The organism is Pseudomonas sp. GD04058, from assembly GCF_029836855.1.
In the GTDB taxonomy this organism is placed as follows: domain Bacteria; phylum Pseudomonadota; class Gammaproteobacteria; order Pseudomonadales; family Pseudomonadaceae; genus Aquipseudomonas; species Aquipseudomonas bharatica.
In genome coordinates this window covers 54,951-72,979 of record NZ_JAOECN010000011.1, presented here as the reverse complement: position 1 = coordinate 72,979, position 18,029 = coordinate 54,951, and the positions used below count along the sequence as shown (strand labels likewise).

Genomic DNA, 18,029 nt, shown 5'->3' with positions numbered 1-18,029 from the left:
GGCGGTCCGGTTCAAGGGGTAACGGCAGCCACGGGGCGGGCGCTTTTCTGCACCTGTTCCCAGACCCGCAGGAAGTTGCCGCCCCATAGCTTGGCGATGTCCGCCTCGCTGTAGCCGCGGGTCAGCAGCTCGGCGGTGATGTTGCGGATCTCGCTGACGTCCTTCCAGCCGTCCAGGCCGCCGCCGTCGTTGAAGTCGGAGGCGATGCCGACATGGTCGATGCCGATCTTCTTCACCGCATAGTCGATGGCGTCGCCGAACTCTTTCAGCCCGGCCTTGGGTTCCTTGTCGACGATGCCGTAAAGATTGCTGGCGTAGTCGCCGAAGCGCGCTTCGGGCCAGATGGCGATCACCGCGTCGCCGGGCATCAGCGCGTTGGCCAGGCCGTCGAGCGGCTGCAGGTCGAAGCGCGCGCGCAATGCCTCGAGCTTGTCCAGGGTCGGCTTGCTCAGGGGCTTGAGGTAGGTCGGGAAGCCGACGATCTGCACTACGCCGCCGCTGTCCTTGATCAGTTGCAGTTCCTTGTCGCTGAGGTTGCGCGGGATATCCACCAGCGCCCGCGGTGCCGAGTGCGAGGCCACCAGCGGCGCGCGGCTGAGGCGGGCGACCTGTTCCAGGGCGAGGGTGGACATCTGCGACACGTCGATGATGACCCCGAGGTCGTTGAGCCGGGTCACCGCCTGCTTGCCGATAGGCGCCAGGCCGCCGAGGGCGTCGGCGGTGTCGTTGAAGAACGGCAGTGGCCGCGACGAGTCGGACCAGTCGTTGTTGCCCACGTAGTTGAAGCCGAACATGCGCATGCCGCGGGCGGTCCACAGGTCCAGCTGGTCCAGGTCATCGCCCAGCGGGTAGGCGTTGAGCATGCTGATGAAAATGGCGAACTTGCCTTCGCCGTGCAGGCGGCGGAAGTCGTCGGGGGTATAGGCGATGCCGACCTGGTTGGGGAAATCGCGGACCATGCCGGTGATGATCCTGTAGCGCACTTCCTGCTGGTGCCGGGCCTCGTCGACGAAGCCCGGGGTCGGTCGGTGCGGAGCATTGGGGCCGTTCCACAGTTCCGGCCAGCCGAAGATGGTCAGCGCCGCGCCGGACAGCCGGCCGCGCCCGGCCTTGACCAGGTCGAACTGGCCCGGTCCGTCCTTGTCCGCCTCGCGCCCGGCGCTGCCGAAGTCCAGGGGCACGGTGATATGGCTGTCGAAGGAAATCATGTGCTCGTGCAGGGCGTTGGCCTGCTCGACGATCTTGCGCGGGTAGCCGGCGTCGTTCTTCCAGTACAGCCAGCCGGCGGCAGCGGCGCCGAGGCCGAGCGCCAGGACCAGCGGCAGGCCGATGAACAGGGCTTTGCGGGAGCGGGGTTTGGTCATTGCCATCTCGGTCGCGATTGAGGTGTCAGGGGAAGAACGAAGAAGCGGCGAGGAAATTTACGCAGGGAGAACGGGTTAAAGGTTTATGTGCAACGGCCGATGCCCTGTTCGGATCTCTTATTTCAGGACGTTAATTTTCATGGCCGATTACCTCAAAGCCCTGGCATCGAACCTGTCGATCAACGGCAACCTCAGCAGCGTGACCAACAAGACCAACGTCGCTTCCGATCCATCGGCGGTGCCGGAGGGCAGTGTGCGAGGCGATCTGTCGGCAGTACGCAGCGGCGGCGCGGCAGCGCCCACGGCGTCGGAAAAGACGGCGCAGACCACCAGCGAGTCAAATGAAGTCAAGCTGCTGCGCGAACGGGTGAAGGAATTGCAGAAGCAACTGGCCCAGCAGCAGAAAGAACTGCAGGAAGCCATGGCCAGCGATCAGGAAGACACCATCAAGCAGACCCGCATCGCCTCAGCCCAGGCGGCGGTGGCGGCGACTACCGGCCAGTTGTTGCAGGCCAATGCCGCACTGCTGGCGGCGCTGACCGAGTCGGGGAGCAGTACTTCGGGGAATAGCGTCGATACCACTGCCTGAAGCCAGCAGTCAGGGCTGACACAAAACCCTGTGGGAGCTGGCTTGCCAGCGATGAGGCGGCTTGGGCAATGATGGTGTCAGGTCGGGCCAAATCGCTGGCAAGCCAGCTCCCACAGGGGCCAAGGTGTTCTTAAGGTTAGAAACTCAATCCACCTGCGGCCGATTCTGGCTGCGCTCTGCCTTGTAGCGCACCGCTACCGCCGGTGCCGGCTTGGTCGCGCCGGTTTCCAGCCATTGGCGCATGCGGCTGGCATCGGCGAAGTGGGTGTACTTGCCGAAGGCATCGAGGATCACCATCGCCACCGGACGGTTGTCCATCTTCGTCAGCAGCACCAGGCAGTGGCCGGCATCGTTGGTGAAACCGGTCTTGGTCAGCTTGATATCCCAGTTCGGCTTGTTCACCAGATGATCGGTATTGCGGAATCCCAGGGTGTAGTTGGGCTTGCGGAAGGCCACGGTTTTCTCGCGGGTGGTGCTCAGTTCGCTCAGCAGCGGGTAGTTGCGCGCGGCCATGAGCAGCTTGGTCAGGTCGCGGGCAGTGGAGACGTTGCTCGGCGACAGGCCGGTCGGCTCGACATAACGGGTACTGGTCATGCCCAGGGCCTTGGCCTTGGCGTTCATCGCCTTGATGAAGGCGCCATAGCCGCCCGGGTAATGGTGGGCCAGGGTCGCGGCAGCGCGGTTTTCCGAAGACATCAAGGTGATCAGCAGGGTCTCGCGGCGGCTCAGTTCGCTACCCAGGCGAACCCGCGAGTAGACACCCTTCATTTCCTTGGTCTGGGCGATGGTCATGGTCAGCATCTCGTCCATCGGCTGCTTGGCATCGAGTACGACCATGGCGGTCATCAGCTTGGTCACCGAAGCGATCGGGCGCACCATGTCGGGATGGCTGGAATACAGCACCTTGTTGGTCTGCAGATCGACCAGCATGGCGCTGCCGGAAGCCAGGTGCAGCTTGGACGGGTCGCGCTGTTCGAGGGCGGAAGCGGGTTGGGCGACGGCGTTGGCGGTGACGCCGACGGTACCAGTGAGCATTAGCAGCAGACTGAAGATCGAGAGAGAGGTTTTCACGTAGGTGCTCACTAAAAGAAGGTATGTCGTTGGCAAGGCAAGGTTTTTTATTTTTCTAAGCGTGACATTGTGGAGTATGGCTTGGAGCCTGTCGATTGCCGCCCGTTGCTTAGTCCGAATATGAATAAACTTTAATCAGCTGGTACCAACTGGCAGCTAAAAGCCCCGTGCAACTCATCCTGCCCTGGCGCAAAGAATCTGAACTAGTCAGCGCCCGGGATCCTCCCTTGCATAGATAGCCAACAGAGTTTGCGCAGGGGATTCAATCATGGGACGCATGCCCGAGCTGGACGACGTGAAGGCCAGCCCCGCGGTGCACGGGGGTGGTGTTGAAAACCTGTATCTTGAGCTGTTGCGCGGTGGCGTGACGGGCAGTGAGGAATGGCTGGCGGCCCAACTGCGCCGTGCCGATGCCCTGGGCGACGATCTGCCGGCGTCTGCTGGGCAGCTGGGCGCCTGGATCGAGCAGCGCAATGCGCAGGTCGCCCAGCGCTATGCCGATTACCTTGAGCAGCGCCGCGCTGGAGCACCGCGCCGCATGTTCAGCAACCGGGCCCACGCCTTGTATTTCCTTCAGCAGGTCACCCCGACCAAGGCTGTCGATGGTGCCTGGTTGCATGGGGTGCTGGCCCATTGGGACGACCCGCGTTACCACGGGCTCATTCGCATCTACCTTGAGGAACTGGGCGATGGCGACCCGGCCTGCAACCATGTGGTGATCTGGCGCCGCCTGCTCACCGAGCAAGGCTGCCACGAGCCGGTGCCGCTGGCCGATGAGCGTTATCTGCAAGGCGCGCTGCAACTGGCCCTGGGCTGCAACAGCGAAGCATTCTTCCCGGAGGTGCTTGGCTACAACCTGGGCTACGAGCAACTGCCGTTGCACCTGCTGATCAGCAGTCATGAACTGGACGAACTGGGCATCGACCCGCATTACTTCCGCCTGCACGTGACCATCGACAATGCCAGCACCGGCCACGCCAACAAGGCCCTGGAGGCGGTGCGGCAGTTCTGGCCGGAGCAGGGCGGCGATGAGTTCTATAGGCGCCTGGCCCGGGGCTATCGCCTGAACGACCTGGGCGCAGGCTCGATGGACGTGGCTGCGGGCTTCGACCTGGAAAGCGAGCTGTTGGCCGCCCTTGAGCGCAAACGGGTTTTCGCCCAGCACCTGCATTCGGACCGCTGCCGGTTCGACGGGCGCACGGTCAACGAATGGCTCTCCGCGCCCGGCAGCTTTCCGGCCTTTCTCGATGCGTTGCAGCGCCAGCGCTGGATCCTGCGTGATCGCGATCCCGCCGAGAGCCGTTTCTGGCAATTGGTGGAAGGCCCGCAGGCAGCGATGTTCGGGGTGTTCAGCCCTTATGAAAAGCAGTTGCTGCATGACTGGATCGCCGGTGACTGGCAGGCGCCGAAGACCCGTTCGGTGCCGGTGCTGTTCCCGGAGGTCGAGCGGCCTCGGCCGGAACGGGAGCTGTCGATTGCCGAACTGATCGAGCAGATGGCCGGTGACCGCCATGCCACGCCGCTGGGCCTGGCCGCCACCCGTCGCTACATTCAACTGACCGGCCTCAAGGGAGGGCATTGCCATGCAATTGACCGATGAGCAACGCCTGAGCGACGAGGCCCTGTTGCACCTGGGGCGGCGCCTGCATGCCGATGGCTACCGCTTCACCTGCGTTACCCCGCTGACCCAGCAGCGCTACCAGCAGCAGAACGCGTCGCGACCGGCGCTGACCTTGCGCGATGTATTCGGCTGGAACCTGGGGTTCGATGAGTCGTTGTTGTCGCCGGACGAATTGCAGCACATGCGCCAGGCCGGCATCGTCCGGCCACACGACGGGCTGCTGCGTAGCCAGGTGCGCTGGTCCAGCGTGCATGACCTGTTGCTGGTGCATTCGGGCTTCCCCACCGACACGGCGGATGCGGTGTTCTTCGGGCCGGACAGTTATCGCTTCGCACGGGTGATCGAGGCGCACTTGCAACATGCAACGGCGCCGATCGAGCATGCTGTCGAGATCGGCTGCGGCACCGGGATCGGCGCGCTGCTGATCGCCCGGGCGCGGCCCCATGCCCAGGTCAGCGCGCTGGATATCAATCCCCTGGCGCTGCGCTATTCGGCGGTGAACGTGGCGCTGGCCGAACTGGCCAATGTCACGGTGGAGTACAGCGATGTGCTCGAAGGCATCACGGGCCGGTTCGACCTGATCGTCGCCAATCCGCCGTACATGCTCGATGCCCGGCAGCGCACCTACCGGCACGGCGGCGGCCGGCTTGGTGAAGGGCTGTCGCTGCGCATGGTCCGTGAGTCGCTGGAGCGCCTGGCCCCGGGCGGCAGCCTGCTGCTGTACACCGGCGTGGCCATGATAGACGGGCAGGACCCGTTCCTCGAGGCCCTGCGCGACGTGCTCGACCAGCCGCAGTGGGCCTGGTTCTACGAGGAACTGGACCCGGACGTGTTCGGCGAACAATTGCTCGAGCCGGGTTATGAACGGGTGGAGCGCATCGCCGCCGTGGCGCTGACCGTGACGCGACGGAGCTGAGCCATGGGCTGCACCTTCGGCATCGAGGAGGAATACCTGCTGTTGGACCTGGCCAGCGGACGCCTGCTCTACGACCCACCGCCGCAGGTGCTGGCAGCCTGTCGCGAGGTCTTCGGGGAGCATTTCGCTCCCGAGATGTTCCGCAGCCAGGTCGAGCTGGTATCTCCGGTCTTCGACAGCATGGCCCAGGCGCGGGATTTCCTGGCTTCACGCCGGGAGCGGCTGGCGCTGCAGCTATCGGCGGACGGCGTCGGGCTGCTCAGCGCCGGCAGTCATCCCTTGGGTGGCTGGAGCCAGCAGCGACCGACGGCAGAGGCGCACTACCGCCAGTTGTTCGAGGATTATCGCCAGGTGGCCCGGCGCAGCGTGGTATGTGGGCTGCATGTGCATGTCGGCGTACCCGCTGGGGTCGACCGGATTGCCGTGAGCAACCGGGTGCGGCGCTGGCTGCCGCTGTTGCTGCTGCTCAGCGCGTCGTCACCCTTCTGGGAGGGGCAGGACAGCGGTTATTGCAGCTATCGGCGGGTGCTGTGCGGGGAATGGCCGCGCATGGGCCTGCCGGAACCGCTGGACGACTGGGCGCATTACCAGGATTACCTGGCGTGGTTGCGCAGTACGGGTTCGTTGCGTACGGATGGCGACTGCTGGTGGGCGCTGCGGCCGTCGTCACGTTTCCCGACCCTGGAATTGCGCATCAGCGATGCCTGTCCGCGCCTGGAAGACGGTTTGTGCATCGCCGGGTTGTTCCGGCAGATGGTCGAATGGGCCATCAGGCAACCGGTACCAGGCAGGGCGCCTGACCAGCAGGCCCTTTGGCGCGAGCAGGAAAACTATTGGCGAGCCATGCGCCTCGGACGGCGCGGGCAATTCATTGGCGAGGACGGCAGCTCGCTGACCGCGCAGCAGTGGCTGACCGAGACCATGGATATCCTCCAGCCTGGCTGCGCTGAAGCGCGGGACGCTTTCAGCCGGGCCGGTGCCATCCTGTTGTTCGGCAGCAGTGCCGATCATCAGCTCACTGCCTTCGCCCTGGCCCGGCAAAGCGGGGCCAGCGAGGCGCAGGCGCTGCGCCTGGTGGTGAAAGGGTTGCTGGACGAAACCGCAGGGCAATAAAAAGCCCCGCCATGAAGGCGGGGCAAGGGGAGGTGTGCGGAGCAACGCACAAGGGAAAGACGGTTTCGCGGAGCTATGTTTCATGGATCTATGTTTCATGGAGCTACGTTTCGCGGAGCTATGTTTCGTTGAGCTATGCCTCGAAGGACCTGGCTGCTATATCACGGGCCTTTGCTTCGGCATCGGGTAGCGAGAGGATCGGGCCACCGATCTTCTCGCCGTCACGGACCAGGTACCAGCAAACCAGCAATCCGACATCCCTCAGTGGAGATGGAACGGCGCTGCCGACGACGGACATGATGCTGATGGTGGCCATGGCGAGTACTCCCTCTGGGTCATGCCGCCAACCTTACGTGTCACGCGGGCTGTGGTGAAATCAGTGTTCTCAATAGTGTTCATTGATGAAATCCACTACCAGCGCGGCGGGCCGTAATAGACCGGCGGCGGGCCATAGTAGCGGTGGTAGTGCGGTGGTGGCGCCGGCACATAGCGCTCCACGACCGGGTAGGGCTGGTAGTACACCACCGGTGGCGGCGGGGGTGGCGGCTGGTAATAGACCGGCGCAGGCGGTGGCGGCGGGTAATACGCCGGGGCCCGTTCCACTACCACGGTCCGTTCCGGGCCACCGGACACGGCAGCACCGACCACGGCACCCACTACGGCTGCACCGATGACCGGACCTGCACCCCAGCCACCGCCGTGGGCGGAGGCTTGTCCAGACAGGGCCAGGGCACCGATCAGCAAGGCAATACCGGGTATATGACGCTTCATGATGATTCCTCGCAGAGCATAACGCCGCCCGATACAGCGGGTCGGGTTACCACTATGACCGCTATTTCGAAAGCTTTCGCCGGGGCCCTTGGTAAAGGTTTTGTAAGGGCCGATCAGCGGTAGGGCGCGGGCTTGGGCATACTGTCGGCTTTCGTGGTTTTCCGGAGTTCGTCATGACCCCCAGCAAAGACACCGTCCTGTGCATTTCCCTGGCCGGCCGCCCCGGCACCTTCGGCGTACGCTTCCACAACCACCTGTACGCGCAACTGGGGCTGGATTACTACTACAAGGCAATGACCACGCGCGACCTGCCGGGGGCGATCGCCGGGATCCGTGCCTTGGGGATCCGTGGCTGCGGGGTTTCGATGCCTTACAAGGAGGCCAGCATCGCCTTGGTGGACGAACTGGATCCGTCGGTGGCGGCGATCGACTCGCTCAATACCATCGTCAATAGCGACGGGCATCTGAAGGCCTACAACACCGACTACATCGCGGTGCGGCACTTGATCGAGGCGCATGGGCTCGATCGTCAGTGGTCGCTGGCGTTGCGCGGCAGCGGCGGGATGGCCAAGGCGGTGGCCTGTGCGTTCCGGGATGCCGGGTTCAGCAATGGCACCATCATCGCTCGCAATGAAGAGGCAGGGCGACGCCTGGCGGGGAATTGTGGTTATGAGTGGCGGGCGGAGGTCGGGGATCTGCGTCCGGCGTTGCTGGTGAACGTGACGCCGATCGGCATGGCCGGTGGTGTGGAGGCGCAGGAGCTGGCGTTTTCCGAAGCGCTGATCGATGCCGCCCGGGTGGTCTTCGATGTCGTGGCGATGCCGGCGCGCACGCCCTTGATCCTGGCCGCCGAGGCGCGCGGCAAGCGGGTGATCACCGGGCTGGAGGTGATTGCCTTGCAGGCGCTGGAGCAGTTCGTGCTGTATACCGGCGTGCGGCCGACGCGGGAACAGGTGCAACTGGCGGTGGCTTTCGCCCGGATTTAGAGGGTGCTCTTTCGGGCCTCATCGCTGGCAAGCCAGCTCCCACAGGTACTGCACAGGTCTTGAAGTTTGTGCTGACCTGTGGGAGCTGGCTTGCCAGCGATGAGGCCGGTCGGATCAAATCATTGCTCTAGCCGTGCCAGGCGTTCTTCCAGCGCCGCAATCCGCGCTTCCAGGGCTTCGATGCGCTCCGCCGAAACCCCGCTGGCGACCCGCTCCGGCCCTTGCTGGCGTGCGGCCAGGATCGCCTCGATCTCCTCCGGATCCCCCAGCGCGTGGGTATAACGATCTTCCCGCTGCCCCGCCTGCTTCGGCAGGTGCAGGGCCAGGTCCCTGGCAACCAGGCGCTCCAGTTGGTGCTGCACTTCCTCGGTGTCGGCGAACTCATGCATGCGCTGGCTACGGGTCAGCAGTTCGTTCAGGGTCTGTGGCCCACGCAGGAACATCAGCCCCATCAGGATCAACTGCGCCGGCACCAGCTCCAGTGCCTTGTCCACCCGCTGTTCCCAGCGGTCGGCGCGGCTGCCCATCTGCAGGCGCACCAGGCCTTGGCCCTCAAGGCTGCGCAGGCTCTGGCCGATCTGGCCTTGGGTCAGGTTCATCACCGGCTCGCGGCTGGTTTTCTGGTTGCAGGCCAGCATCAGCGCGTTAAGGGTCAGGGGATAGGTTTCCGGGCTGCTCGCCTGTTTCTCGATCAGCGAGCCAAGGATGCGCACTTCGGCGGGGGTGAATCGGGCAGTGGCGGAAGAATCGTGCTCGTCGGACATGGCCCTGTCTCTTTGCATGAAAAGGGTCATAGCCTAGGGGCGCAGGCGGGTAAAACACAAGCGACCGATGGCGTGAGGCCATCGGTCGCGAACGGTATCAGGCGCGCCGGGCTTCGGCTTCGCAGGCCGCGGCGGTGAACAGCACGTCGGTGGAGGAGTTCAGCGCGGTCTCCGCCGAATCCTGGAGCACGCCGATGATGAAGCCCACGGCCACCACCTGCATGGCGACTTCGCTGGGAATGCCGAACAGGCTGCAGGCCAGCGGGATCAACAGCAGCGAACCGCCGGCCACACCCGAGGCCCCGCAGGCGCAGACTGCCGCGACCACGCTGAGCAGCACGGCGGTCGGCAGGTCGACGTTGATGCCCAGGGTATGCACGGCCGCCAGGGTCAGCACCGTGATGGTGATCGCCGCACCGGCCATGTTGATGGTGGCGCCGAGGGGAATGGACACCGAGTAGGTGTCTTCATGCAGGCCGAGCTTCTCGCTGAGGGCCAGGTTGACCGGGATGTTCGCCGCCGAACTGCGGGTAAAGAAGGCGGTAATGCCGCTTTCGCGCAGGCACAGCAGGGTCAGCGGGAACGGATTGCGGCGGATCTTCCACCAGACGATCAGCGGGTTCATCACCAAGGCCACGAACAGCATGCAGCCGATCAGTACGGTCAGCAGGTGCAGGTAGCCGAGCAGCGCGTCGAGGCCCGACTGCGCCAGGGTCGAGGCCACCAGGCCGAAGATCCCCAGCGGGGCGAAGCGGATCACCACGCGCACGATCATGGTCACGCCGTTGGACAGGTCATCCAGCACGCTGCGGGTGGTGTCGCCCGAGTGACGCACGGCGATGCCCAGGCCGATGGCCCACACCAGGATGCCGATGAAGTTGCCGTTGACCAGGGCGTTGACCGGGTTGTCCACGGCACTGAGCAGCAGTCCCTGAAGCACTTCGGCAATGCCGCCGGGGGCGCTCATCTGCGCTTCGCCGGTGTTCAGCACCAGGGTCGAGGGGAACAGCATGCTCGCCACCACCGCGACAACCGCCGCGCCGAAGGTGCCCCACAGGTACAGGGCGAGAATCGGCCGGATGTGGGTTTGCTGGCCCTGCTTGTGATTGGCGATGGAGGCCATGACCAGCACGAACACCAGGATCGGCGCCACCGCCTTCAGGGCACTGACGAAAACCTTGCCGACGAAGGCCAGGTTGGCCGCGACCCCTGGCGCGATCAACGCCAGGGCGATGCCGGCGATCAGGCCGATGACGATTTGCAGCACCAGGCTGGTGCGGTTGAGCAGAGTGAGGACGGGCAGCATAAGGGTTGTTTCTCGGTCTTGGCAGACGCCGGCAAGGCCGGCCGGAAAAAGGGCGGAACTCTAGCATAGAGTGCCTGCCCCAACCCAAGGTGCCGTCCGGCGGTAGGTCTGCCGGCGCTGTCGCTGTTACCATGCGCGGCCGTTTCGAGCCGACGCGCTCACCGTTGGAGCCTGGATGTTCTTGCCCATTCTGTTGCTGGCCGCGGCCGGCTTCACCGTATTGACCACCGAATTCCTTATTGTCGGCCTGTTGCCGGGGATCGCGCGCGACCTGGGGGTCAGCGTGCCCCGTGCCGGGTTGCTGGTGACCCTGTTCGCCTTCACCGTGGCCGCTTGCGGCCCCTTCCTGACCGCCTGGTGCGCGCGTTTCCAGCGCAAGCGCCTGTTCGTCGGGGTGTTGCTGCTGTTCGCTGCGTCCAACCTGCTGGCAGCGCTGGCGCCGAACTATTGGGTAATGGCGCTGGCGCGGCTGGTTCCGGCCCTGGGGTTGCCGGTGTTCTGGTCGCTGGCCAGCGAAACGGCGGTGGATATCGTCGGCCCGGCCTATGCCGGTCGGGCGATCAGCAAGATCAGCTTCGGCGTGGTCTGCGCCATGGTCTTCGGCATTCCCCTTGGCACCCTGCTGGGCGATGCCTGGGGCTGGCGCGCCGCTTTCGGCGTGCTGGCCCTGCTGGCATTGGCCAAGGCCCTGTTACTATGGCGCTTTCTGCCGCATACCCCGCGCAAGAGCGAGGCCACCTCGCTGCGCAGCCAGTTTGGCGTGCTGCGCGGGCGCCTGCTGCAAGGGCATGTGCTGTTGTCGGTGCTGGTGTTCAGCGGCATGTTCACCGCCTACACCTACCTGGCAGACCTGCTGGAGCGCCTGGCCGGCTTCGACGGCAAGCTGGTCGGCTGGTACCTGATGGGCTTCGGTGCGGTGGGCCTGATTGGCAACAGCCTGGGGGGCCGGGCGGTTGATCGTCATCCGTTGCTGGCGTCGGCAGGCTTCAGCGCGCTGCTGGTGATCGCCTTGCTGGTGGTGGTACCGGCGATCGGCTCGCCGGTCGGCCTGATCCTGGCCCTGGCCTTGTGGGGCTCGACCCAGGCGGCGCTGTTCCTGGTCAGTCATGTCCGGGTGATCAAGGCTTCACCCTCGGCACCGGCTTTCGGCGCCTCGTTGAATATCGCCGGGGGCAACCTTGGCATTGGCCTGGGCGCAGTGATCGGCGGCCTGGTGATCGATCATCTGGGCCTGGGCAGTGTCGGTCAGGTCGCTGCGCTGCTGATCGGCCTGTCGGTGGCCCTGGCCCTGTGGCTGAGCCGCTTCAAGCCAGTGGCCAGTTGAACAGCTCGCGGCGCGCACCCTCGGTGATGGCGACGATGCCCGGATGCTTGACCTTGCGCTCCACCGAGATGGCATAGAACGACTCGGTCACGGCGTCGGTCTGGCCGATCAGTTCGACACCGTATTGCCGGCACACCTCCTCGGCAATCACGCTGGGCGCGATGAATATGCCGCTGCCGGACTTGCCGAAGGCCTGCATGAGCGCGCTGTCGTCGAATTCACCGACGATCCGCGGCTGCAATTGCTGCTCGGCGAACCAGCGCAGCAGGCGGTTGCGCACCATGGTCTCCTGGCCGGGAATCAGCAACGGCGCGTGCTGCAGGCAGGCGGGGAAGGGCAGCGGCTGGCGCCCGGCCAGTTCCGGGGTGGCGAGGAAGCTGATGCCGCATTCGCCCAGTTTCTGGCTATAGCCTTTGATGTCCAGGTGGCCGGGCATCGGGCTGTCGGAAATCACCAGGTCCAGGCGCTGGATCGCCAGGTCGGCGAGCAGGCGCTCCAGCTTGTCTTCGCGGCAACTGATGCGCAGCGGTTCGGCTAGTTCCATGGTCGGGGCGATCAACCGGTAGACAATGGACTTGGGCACCACATCGGCTACTCCGACGCGGAACAGCACCTGCTGCTCGTTGGGTTGCGCGCGCAGCATGGCTTCCAGCTCGCCTCCGATCTGGAACATCTGCTCGGCGTAGGACAACGCCTGGCGCCCGGTTTCCGTCAGCTCCAGCTGGCGCCCGACCCGCTGGAACAGCTCGATGCCATAGGTCTGCTCGAGCAGGCTGATCTGCCCGCTGATGGTCTGTGGCGTCAGGTTCAGCTGTTCGCAGGCGCGCACGATACTGCCGGTGCGGGCCACGACCCAGAAGTAATGGAGCTGGCGGTAATTGAGCATGTGAGGTGCCGATTCGGAAAAACCGAAGTATAACCGCTGAAAATACGAATTTTTCTGAAGTTTTCCGCTCTCTAGAATGCCTCCCATTGCGGCGCCACGTTTCGCGCGCCGACGCCATTGCAGTGAGGACGACATGCTCTATCTCAAATCCATTGGTACACCGCTGGTGCTGGTCATGGCCCTGTTCGCCCTGGGTGGCTGCGAGCAGGCTGAAAAATCCGCCCAGCAGATGCTCAACCAGGCGGCCGAATCGGCCAAGCAGGCCATCGACAAGACCAACGAAGCGGCCCAGCAGGCGCTGAGCGAAGCCACCGGTTCGGAAAAAACCGACAAGGAAGACAGCAAGGACGCCGACGGCCAGAAAATCTGATCTATTTTTTCAATAACCCCCTCTCAGGACCTGATACATGGAATACCTGCTGGAACTCGCTGCAAGCCCGACCGCCTGGGTCGCCCTGGCCACCCTGGTGGCGATGGAGATCGTCCTTGGTATCGACAACCTCATCTTCATTTCCATCCTGACCAACAAGCTGCCAGTGGAGTACCGCTCCAAGGCCCGCCGCATCGGCATCTCCATGGCCCTGGTGATGCGTCTGGCGCTGCTGAGCACCGTGGCCTGGATCGTGCAGCTCACCGAGCCGGTGATCGACATCCTCGGCAAGAGCTTCTCGTGGAAGGACATGATCCTGATCGCCGGCGGCCTGTTCCTGCTGTGGAAAGCCACCAAGGAAATCCATGAAAGCGTGGATCCCCGGGCCAAGGAAGAATCGGCAGCCTCGTCTACCATTACCCTGGGCTTTGCAGCGGCCATCGGTCAGATCCTGTTGCTGGACATCGTCTTCTCCATCGACAGCATCATCACGGCCGTGGGCATGACCGAACACCTGCCGATCATGATCATCGCGGTAATCAGTGCCGTAATCGTGATGCTGGTAGCCGCCGACCCGCTGGCCAAGTTCATCAACGACAACCCGACCGTGGTGATGCTGGCACTGGGCTTCCTGATCATGATCGGCATGACCCTGATCGCCGAAGGTTTCGGTGCCCATGTGCCGAAAGGCTACGTGTATGCAGCGATGGCGTTCTCTACCGCGATCGAGGTGCTCAACATCATGTCGCGCAGGGCTCGTCAGCGCCGTGAGGCCAGCGAGGTTTGATCAACCGGATCTGTTGCGTGCTGTAGTTTGGGGGCTCCTTCGGGAGCCCCTTTTTTATGGCAGGCGGCTGGCGGATCAGTGCGCGTTGGCGTGACGACGGCCAGCCCGGCGATGGGCTGGTGCGGCCGGCCTGGTCGCTGCATGCGGATCCTGGTGGTGCAAATGGTGGCGGCGGGCGATGCGCAGTACACCCCACAACATGGCAGCGGCTACGCTCAGCCAGGCTGCGATCAACATGAAGATAGCCATGGTCAGGCTCATGGGTGCCTCCTTCTTCAGTACAGGCGGGACCTGTAACTCAGACACCTGATAAGTCTAGACGGTCAGTTATTTCAGGCTATTGACCGAAGGTCCAAGTGCTAGACCGCTTTGTTCCAAGCCCGGCGCGGGCTATACCGTTGCCGTCCGTCGGCCTATGATCGGCCCTTTGACCCTGTCGAGCGAGGACCCATGCCGATCCTTTCCATTGCCCCGCGCCGCCTGATGCTGGCCTTTCTCCTGGCCGCCGGCCTGGCCGGGTGTGCCAGCCAGCCGTCTTCCGAGCTCAAGCAATTGCCCCAGCGGGTCGAGCTCAGCTCCGTACCGTTCTTCCGTGGCAACGCCGACCAGAGTGCCCCGATGGCGCTGGCTGCGTTGCTGTCGCAGCAGGGCGTGCGGGTGACGCCGGGGCTGCTGGGCCTGCCGAAACAAGCCGAAAAGCTCCAGGCCGGGGTTGAGACCACGGCGCGTCAGTACGGCATGCTGGTCTATCCGCTGGATCACAGCCTGGCCGCGCTGCTGAGCCAGGTCGCCGCGGGCTATCCGGTGCTGGTGCGTTTCCAGGAGGGCTCGGCCTTCTGGAGCGAGCCGCGCTACGGGCTGCTGGTGGGCTTCGATCGGTATAAGCAACGGGTATTGCTGCGTGCGGGCAATAGCCGCCGGCTGTTGATGGACTTCGATGCGTTCGAGTCGGCGTGGAAGAAAGAGGGCAGTTGGGCGGTGCTGGTGCAGCAGCCAAGGCAGTTGCCGGCCGCGGTGGATCGGCAGCGCTGGTTGAAGGCGGCCAATGACCTGGCCCAGGCGGGGCAGGAGCAGGCGGCGCGGCAGGCGGTCGAGGCGATCGGGCGCTGAGCCTTGTGTTGCTCTTGAAGGCCCTATCGCTGGCAAGCCAGCTCCCACAGTGTGGGAGCTGGCTTGCCAGCGATAGGGCCGGGACTGACAGCAGGGATAAACCTGCTGCCAGCAGCAATTAAACCCCCAGGCGATCCCGCAGGCTGTAGTACCAGGCGCCGATCGCACTGAACGGCACGCGGAACATCTGGCCACCCGGGAACGGGTAGTGCGGCAGCTCGGCAAAGGCATCGAAACGCTCGGCCTGGCCACGCAGCGCCTCGGCCAGTACCTTGCCGGCCAGGTGGGTGTAGGTCACGCCGTGGCCGCTGCAGCCTTGCGAGTAGTAGATGTTGTCGCCAATCCGGCCAACCTGCGGCAGGCGCGACAGGGTCAGGAGGAAGTTGCCGGTCCAGGCGAAGTCGATCTTCACGTCCTTCAACTGCGGGAAGGCCTTGAGCATCTTCGGCCGGATGATCGCTTCGATGTTCGCCGGGTCACGCGCGCCGTAGACCACGCCGCCGCCGAAGATCAGGCGCTTGTCGCTGGTCAGGCGGTAGTAGTCGAGCAGGTAGTTGCAGTCCTCGACGCAGTAGTCCTGCGGCAGCAGGGTACGCGCCAGTTCGTCGCTCAGCGGTTCGGTGGTGATCACCTGGGTGCCGCAGGGCATGGACTTGGCCGCCAGCTCCGGAACCAGGCCACCGAGGTAGGCGTTGCCGGCGACGATGATGAACTTGGCCCGCACGCGGCCGTTTGGCGTATGCACCACCGGGTTGGCGCCGCGCTCGATGCGCACGGCTGGGGATTGTTCGTAGATCTTGCCGCCCAGGGATTCCACGGCGGCGGCTTCGCCCAGCGCCAGGTTCAGCGGGTGGATATGACCGCCGCTCATGTCCAGCATGCCGCCGACATAGTTATCGCAGGCCACCACTTCGCGGATGCGCTTCTGGTCCATCAGTTCCAGCTGGGTATGGCCGAAGCGTTCCCACAGGCGCTTCTGCGATTCCAGATGGCCCATCTGCTTGCTGGTCAGGGCGGCGAATACGCCACCGTCCTTCAGGTCGCATTGGATGTTGTACTTGGCGACGCGCTCGCGAATGATGCGCCCGCCTTCGAAGGCCATCTGCCCCAGCAGTTGCGCCTGGCGCGGGCCAACGGTGCGTTCGATGACATCGATGTCGCGGCTGTAGCTGTTGACGATCTGCCCGCCGTTGCGGCCAGACGCACCGAAGCCGACCTTGGCGGCTTCCAGTACGGTGACGCTGAACCCGTTCTCCAGCAGGAACAGGGCGCTGGACAGGCCGGTGTAGCCGGCACCGATCACGCAGACATCGGTCTGCACTTCTTCCTGCAGGGCGGGGCGCTGGGGTACCGGATTGGCCGAGGCGGCGTAATAGGATTGTGGGTAGGCGATGGTGGCCATGCGCGGTGAACCTCTAAACGATGACTTCGTAGTTGTGTGTTTTGTATTTTTTACGGATGCGCCAATCCTATCAACAATAATAAACACCCGCCAGCCGGGCTGACGAAATCCCCTAAAGCCGGCCCCAAGCCTCAAGCGTAAGTAAAAAATTTCTATTATTCAGTGGTTTAGGCGAAAAAAACGTTGACACACCTTGTCGAAAGCGTAGAATGCCGCCTCACAGCAGGCACATAGCTCAGTTGGTTAGAGCACCACCTTGACATGGTGGGGGTCGTTGGTTCGAGTCCAATTGTGCCTACCAAACATCACCGCTCCTGTTGGCGGTCAAGCAGAAAGGGCAATCCGAGAGGGTCGCCCTTTCTGTTTTCGCTGTGTCTGCCCGAACCGTCCCGGCTTTACGCGGCCCGCTCAACCCACGCGTGATCGCTCCACTCGAAGACTGCGGATTCGTCAGCCTTCGCGTCTGGCTCGACGACCACCGGCCCGAAGCGGACCTGAACAGAGGCGCAGTAACAGGCGCGCATCGCTACATCCGCCGGCCCGGGCACAGCCTCCAGGCCCTTCTTCTCCCAGTTGGCGACCGTCTGCACATCGACGCGCAGCAGGGCTGCCAGTTCGCTCTGGACCAGGCCCTGCTCCTTTCTCAGGAAGCGAAACTGATGCCCGGACATCGGCGTGGTCTGGCCGAGAATGTCTACTGCAATGGCCCGGTGCAGGCCATCGATGTCTTCGATGACCACACCACCCCCATACGAGGTTTCCACCATCTTGTAGCCATTCTTCAGGAAGATCCCGTTCAGGCCGCAGCCGGTATATTCGTACATCTCAAATCTCCCAGACGGTAATGGCGAAAAGCTCGCCAGGGATTGCGACCGGCTTTACAGCCGCTACGACGCAGACGATATCCCGTGGCGCCGGTTCGCTCATGCGGAACTCGAAGCTCTGGTGTCCTGCGTTGTAGAACGGTCCGCGGACGATGGATCCACGACGCAGGCAGGACAGTACCTCGACCGTCGACACCCCGCGCTGCTCCATTCGCTGCAGGCAATGCCCCGTGAACACGACCCTGGCCGAATCCCTGGCCAATGCGTGAACGAATTCCTCGAGCTGTTGCTTCGTCCATAAAGGCTGACGGCTCATTTCGGTTACCTATAATTTTTATAGGTTACTCTATGGTAATGCGCAACCTGGGTTCGTCAATTGGTAGCTGATTGATGGCCAATGTTCTTCGCAGAAGGGATGAGCATCGACCGCCGACGAGACTCAGGCGAAACGATTTCCCTGGGCAAGCGCTGTGCTGGATCAAAAAGTAACCAGGGACCGGGCGGCCTGTGTTGAGTTTTCCTTGTCTGCCGCCACGCGCTTTTTGAAGTCGCTGATTCTTTTGCAGATTTTCTTCAATCTTGCAGTTGACAGCCTCAGCCAAGTGCGTAGAATGCCGCCCCACAGCAGGCACATAGCTCAGTTGGTTAGAGCACCACCTTGACATGGTGGGGGTCGTTGGTTCGAGTCCAATTGTGCCTACCAAACATCACCGCTCCTGTTGGCGGTACAGCGAAAAGGGCGATCCGAAAGGGTCGCCCTTTTTGCTTTTCGCGTTTCGGACGCGACGCGAATCGTCGTCGGCCATTTCGATAATCTGTCTGACG

Annotated in this window: 20 protein-coding genes and 2 tRNA genes; 11 read left to right on the top strand and 11 right to left on the bottom strand. The window is 63.6% G+C overall.

Annotated elements, in window-relative coordinates; translation table 11 throughout:
* Positions 1-11: 11 nt before the first annotated feature.
* A complete protein-coding gene (gene pvdM, locus N7650_RS12220; protein WP_009394600.1) occupies positions 12-1,364 on the bottom strand; it encodes a pyoverdine-tailoring dipeptidase-like protein PvdM in 1,353 nt (450 codons plus the stop codon).
* Positions 1,365-1,503: 139 nt separating this feature from the next.
* Here pvdM and N7650_RS12215 point away from each other — a divergent pair, with 139 nt between their 5' ends.
* Complete coding sequence (locus tag N7650_RS12215; protein WP_009394601.1) at positions 1,504-1,953, top strand: hypothetical protein; 450 nt, start codon at positions 1,504-1,506, stop codon at positions 1,951-1,953.
* A gap of 144 nt (positions 1,954-2,097) precedes the next feature.
* On the opposite strand, the gene pbpG is transcribed toward N7650_RS12215, so the two are convergent.
* Positions 2,098-3,024, bottom strand: a complete 927-nt coding sequence (pbpG, locus tag N7650_RS12210) for a D-alanyl-D-alanine endopeptidase (protein ID WP_037058468.1) — start codon at positions 3,022-3,024, stop codon at positions 2,098-2,100.
* A gap of 268 nt (positions 3,025-3,292) precedes the next feature.
* On the opposite strand from pbpG, the gene N7650_RS12205 reads away from it, so the two are divergent.
* From N7650_RS12205 to N7650_RS12195, 3 genes are read left to right on the top strand one after another with little or no spacing between them, the layout of a single operon-like run.
* Positions 3,293-4,624 (top strand): iron-containing redox enzyme family protein, encoded by a 1,332-nt coding sequence (locus N7650_RS12205; RefSeq protein ID WP_009394604.1) that lies wholly within the window; start codon positions 3,293-3,295, stop codon positions 4,622-4,624.
* On the top strand, positions 4,608-5,561 hold the full coding sequence (locus N7650_RS12200) for a class I SAM-dependent methyltransferase (protein ID WP_279898398.1): 954 nt from the start codon (positions 4,608-4,610) through the stop codon (positions 5,559-5,561). The genes N7650_RS12205 and N7650_RS12200 overlap by 17 nt, the downstream gene beginning before the upstream one ends.
* Before the next feature lie 3 nt (positions 5,562-5,564).
* The gene (locus tag N7650_RS12195) at positions 5,565-6,674 is read left to right on the top strand and encodes a carboxylate-amine ligase (protein WP_279898396.1); all 1,110 of its coding nucleotides are present in this window, start codon (positions 5,565-5,567) and stop codon (positions 6,672-6,674) included.
* A 133-nt stretch (positions 6,675-6,807) separates the two neighbouring features.
* Here N7650_RS12195 and N7650_RS12190 read toward each other — a convergent pair whose 3' ends face one another.
* Positions 6,808-6,990 (bottom strand): hypothetical protein, encoded by a 183-nt coding sequence (locus tag N7650_RS12190; RefSeq protein WP_009394607.1) that lies wholly within the window; start codon positions 6,988-6,990, stop codon positions 6,808-6,810.
* Positions 6,991-7,085: 95 nt separating this feature from the next.
* Positions 7,086-7,445 carry a hypothetical protein gene (locus N7650_RS12185; protein WP_009394608.1) on the bottom strand — a complete coding sequence of 120 codons (360 nt, stop codon included), beginning with the start codon at positions 7,443-7,445 and terminating at the stop codon, positions 7,086-7,088.
* A 173-nt stretch (positions 7,446-7,618) separates the two neighbouring features.
* Here N7650_RS12185 and N7650_RS12180 point away from each other — a divergent pair, with 173 nt between their 5' ends.
* Positions 7,619-8,431: a shikimate 5-dehydrogenase gene (locus N7650_RS12180; protein WP_009394609.1), complete on the top strand. Its 813-nt coding sequence runs from the start codon at positions 7,619-7,621 to the stop codon at positions 8,429-8,431.
* Between the two features lie 119 nt (positions 8,432-8,550).
* On the opposite strand, the gene N7650_RS12175 is transcribed toward N7650_RS12180, so the two are convergent.
* The gene (locus N7650_RS12175) at positions 8,551-9,195 is read right to left on the bottom strand and encodes a DUF480 domain-containing protein (RefSeq protein WP_009394612.1); all 645 of its coding nucleotides are present in this window, start codon (positions 9,193-9,195) and stop codon (positions 8,551-8,553) included.
* A gap of 97 nt (positions 9,196-9,292) precedes the next feature.
* Positions 9,293-10,501, bottom strand: coding sequence for a serine/threonine transporter SstT (gene sstT / locus N7650_RS12170; protein WP_009394614.1), 1,209 nt, complete (start codon positions 10,499-10,501; stop codon positions 9,293-9,295).
* Between the two features lie 175 nt (positions 10,502-10,676).
* Between sstT and N7650_RS12165 the strand changes: the two genes are divergently transcribed.
* A complete protein-coding gene (locus tag N7650_RS12165; RefSeq protein WP_064303853.1) occupies positions 10,677-11,825 on the top strand; it encodes an MFS transporter in 1,149 nt (382 codons plus the stop codon).
* Here the strand turns inward: N7650_RS12165 and nhaR are convergent.
* On the bottom strand, positions 11,806-12,711 hold the full coding sequence (gene nhaR / locus N7650_RS12160; RefSeq protein ID WP_009394618.1) for a transcriptional activator NhaR: 906 nt from the start codon (positions 12,709-12,711) through the stop codon (positions 11,806-11,808). The two genes, N7650_RS12165 and nhaR, sit on opposite strands and share 20 nt — an antisense overlap.
* Positions 12,712-12,844: 133 nt before the next feature.
* Between nhaR and N7650_RS12155 the strand changes: the two genes are divergently transcribed.
* Both N7650_RS12155 and N7650_RS12150 read left to right on the top strand, forming a co-directional pair.
* A complete protein-coding gene (locus N7650_RS12155; RefSeq protein WP_009394620.1) occupies positions 12,845-13,081 on the top strand; it encodes a hypothetical protein in 237 nt (78 codons plus the stop codon).
* 37 nt (positions 13,082-13,118) lie between these two features.
* A complete protein-coding gene (locus N7650_RS12150) occupies positions 13,119-13,868 on the top strand; it encodes a TerC family protein (RefSeq protein ID WP_009394622.1) in 750 nt (249 codons plus the stop codon).
* A 75-nt stretch (positions 13,869-13,943) separates the two neighbouring features.
* Here the strand turns inward: N7650_RS12150 and N7650_RS12145 are convergent, their stop codons facing one another.
* On the bottom strand, positions 13,944-14,129 hold the full coding sequence (locus N7650_RS12145) for a hypothetical protein (protein ID WP_009394625.1): 186 nt from the start codon (positions 14,127-14,129) through the stop codon (positions 13,944-13,946).
* Between the two features lie 189 nt (positions 14,130-14,318).
* On the opposite strand from N7650_RS12145, the gene N7650_RS12140 reads away from it, so the two are divergent.
* Positions 14,319-14,978, top strand: coding sequence for a peptidase C39 family protein (locus tag N7650_RS12140; RefSeq protein WP_064303851.1), 660 nt, complete (start codon positions 14,319-14,321; stop codon positions 14,976-14,978).
* Positions 14,979-15,096: 118 nt separating this feature from the next.
* Here the strand turns inward: N7650_RS12140 and N7650_RS12135 are convergent, their stop codons facing one another.
* Positions 15,097-16,380 carry an FAD-binding oxidoreductase gene (locus N7650_RS12135; RefSeq protein WP_009394629.1) on the bottom strand — a complete coding sequence of 428 codons (1,284 nt, stop codon included), beginning with the start codon at positions 16,378-16,380 and terminating at the stop codon, positions 15,097-15,099.
* Positions 16,381-16,604: 224 nt separating this feature from the next.
* On the opposite strand from N7650_RS12135, the gene N7650_RS12130 reads away from it, so the two are divergent.
* Positions 16,605-16,681: transfer RNA gene (locus N7650_RS12130), tRNA-Val, on the top strand.
* Positions 16,682-16,775: 94 nt separating this feature from the next.
* On the opposite strand, the gene N7650_RS12125 is transcribed toward N7650_RS12130, so the two are convergent.
* Positions 16,776-17,204, bottom strand: coding sequence for a helix-turn-helix domain-containing protein (locus tag N7650_RS12125; RefSeq protein WP_009394630.1), 429 nt, complete (start codon positions 17,202-17,204; stop codon positions 16,776-16,778).
* A 1-nt stretch (position 17,205) separates the two neighbouring features.
* Positions 17,206-17,520 carry a DUF4258 domain-containing protein gene (locus tag N7650_RS12120; RefSeq protein WP_009394635.1) on the bottom strand — a complete coding sequence of 105 codons (315 nt, stop codon included), beginning with the start codon at positions 17,518-17,520 and terminating at the stop codon, positions 17,206-17,208.
* Positions 17,521-17,830: 310 nt separating this feature from the next.
* Here N7650_RS12120 and N7650_RS12115 point away from each other — a divergent pair.
* A tRNA-Val gene (locus N7650_RS12115) sits at positions 17,831-17,907 on the top strand.
* Positions 17,908-18,029 lie beyond the last annotated feature (122 nt).

Excerpts from the sequence above, each read along its gene's own strand:
- N7650_RS12180 (WP_009394609.1), top strand. The coding sequence starts at position 7,619 with ATGACCCCCAGCAAAGACACCGTCCTGTGCATTTCCCTGGCCGGCCGC.
- N7650_RS12150 (WP_009394622.1), top strand. The coding sequence starts at position 13,119 with ATGGAATACCTGCTGGAACTCGCTGCAAGCCCGACCGCCTGGGTCGCC.
- N7650_RS12190 (WP_009394607.1), bottom strand. The coding sequence starts at position 6,990 with ATGGCCACCATCAGCATCATGTCCGTCGTCGGCAGCGCCGTTCCATCT.
- N7650_RS12195 (WP_279898396.1), top strand. The coding sequence starts at position 5,565 with ATGGGCTGCACCTTCGGCATCGAGGAGGAATACCTGCTGTTGGACCTG.
- N7650_RS12165 (WP_064303853.1), top strand. The coding sequence starts at position 10,677 with ATGTTCTTGCCCATTCTGTTGCTGGCCGCGGCCGGCTTCACCGTATTG.
- N7650_RS12155 (WP_009394620.1), top strand. The coding sequence starts at position 12,845 with ATGCTCTATCTCAAATCCATTGGTACACCGCTGGTGCTGGTCATGGCC.
- pvdM (WP_009394600.1), bottom strand. The coding sequence starts at position 1,364 with ATGACCAAACCCCGCTCCCGCAAAGCCCTGTTCATCGGCCTGCCGCTG.
- N7650_RS12125 (WP_009394630.1), bottom strand. The coding sequence starts at position 17,204 with ATGTACGAATATACCGGCTGCGGCCTGAACGGGATCTTCCTGAAGAAT.
- sstT (WP_009394614.1), bottom strand. The coding sequence starts at position 10,501 with ATGCTGCCCGTCCTCACTCTGCTCAACCGCACCAGCCTGGTGCTGCAA.
- nhaR (WP_009394618.1), bottom strand. The coding sequence starts at position 12,711 with ATGCTCAATTACCGCCAGCTCCATTACTTCTGGGTCGTGGCCCGCACC.
- N7650_RS12185 (WP_009394608.1), bottom strand. The coding sequence starts at position 7,445 with ATGAAGCGTCATATACCCGGTATTGCCTTGCTGATCGGTGCCCTGGCC.
- N7650_RS12120 (WP_009394635.1), bottom strand. The coding sequence starts at position 17,520 with ATGAGCCGTCAGCCTTTATGGACGAAGCAACAGCTCGAGGAATTCGTT.
- N7650_RS12135 (WP_009394629.1), bottom strand. The coding sequence starts at position 16,380 with ATGGCCACCATCGCCTACCCACAATCCTATTACGCCGCCTCGGCCAAT.
- N7650_RS12215 (WP_009394601.1), top strand. The coding sequence starts at position 1,504 with ATGGCCGATTACCTCAAAGCCCTGGCATCGAACCTGTCGATCAACGGC.
- N7650_RS12205 (WP_009394604.1), top strand. The coding sequence starts at position 3,293 with ATGGGACGCATGCCCGAGCTGGACGACGTGAAGGCCAGCCCCGCGGTG.
- N7650_RS12140 (WP_064303851.1), top strand. The coding sequence starts at position 14,319 with ATGCCGATCCTTTCCATTGCCCCGCGCCGCCTGATGCTGGCCTTTCTC.
- N7650_RS12175 (WP_009394612.1), bottom strand. The coding sequence starts at position 9,195 with ATGTCCGACGAGCACGATTCTTCCGCCACTGCCCGATTCACCCCCGCC.
- N7650_RS12200 (WP_279898398.1), top strand. The coding sequence starts at position 4,608 with ATGCAATTGACCGATGAGCAACGCCTGAGCGACGAGGCCCTGTTGCAC.
- N7650_RS12145 (WP_009394625.1), bottom strand. The coding sequence starts at position 14,129 with ATGAGCCTGACCATGGCTATCTTCATGTTGATCGCAGCCTGGCTGAGC.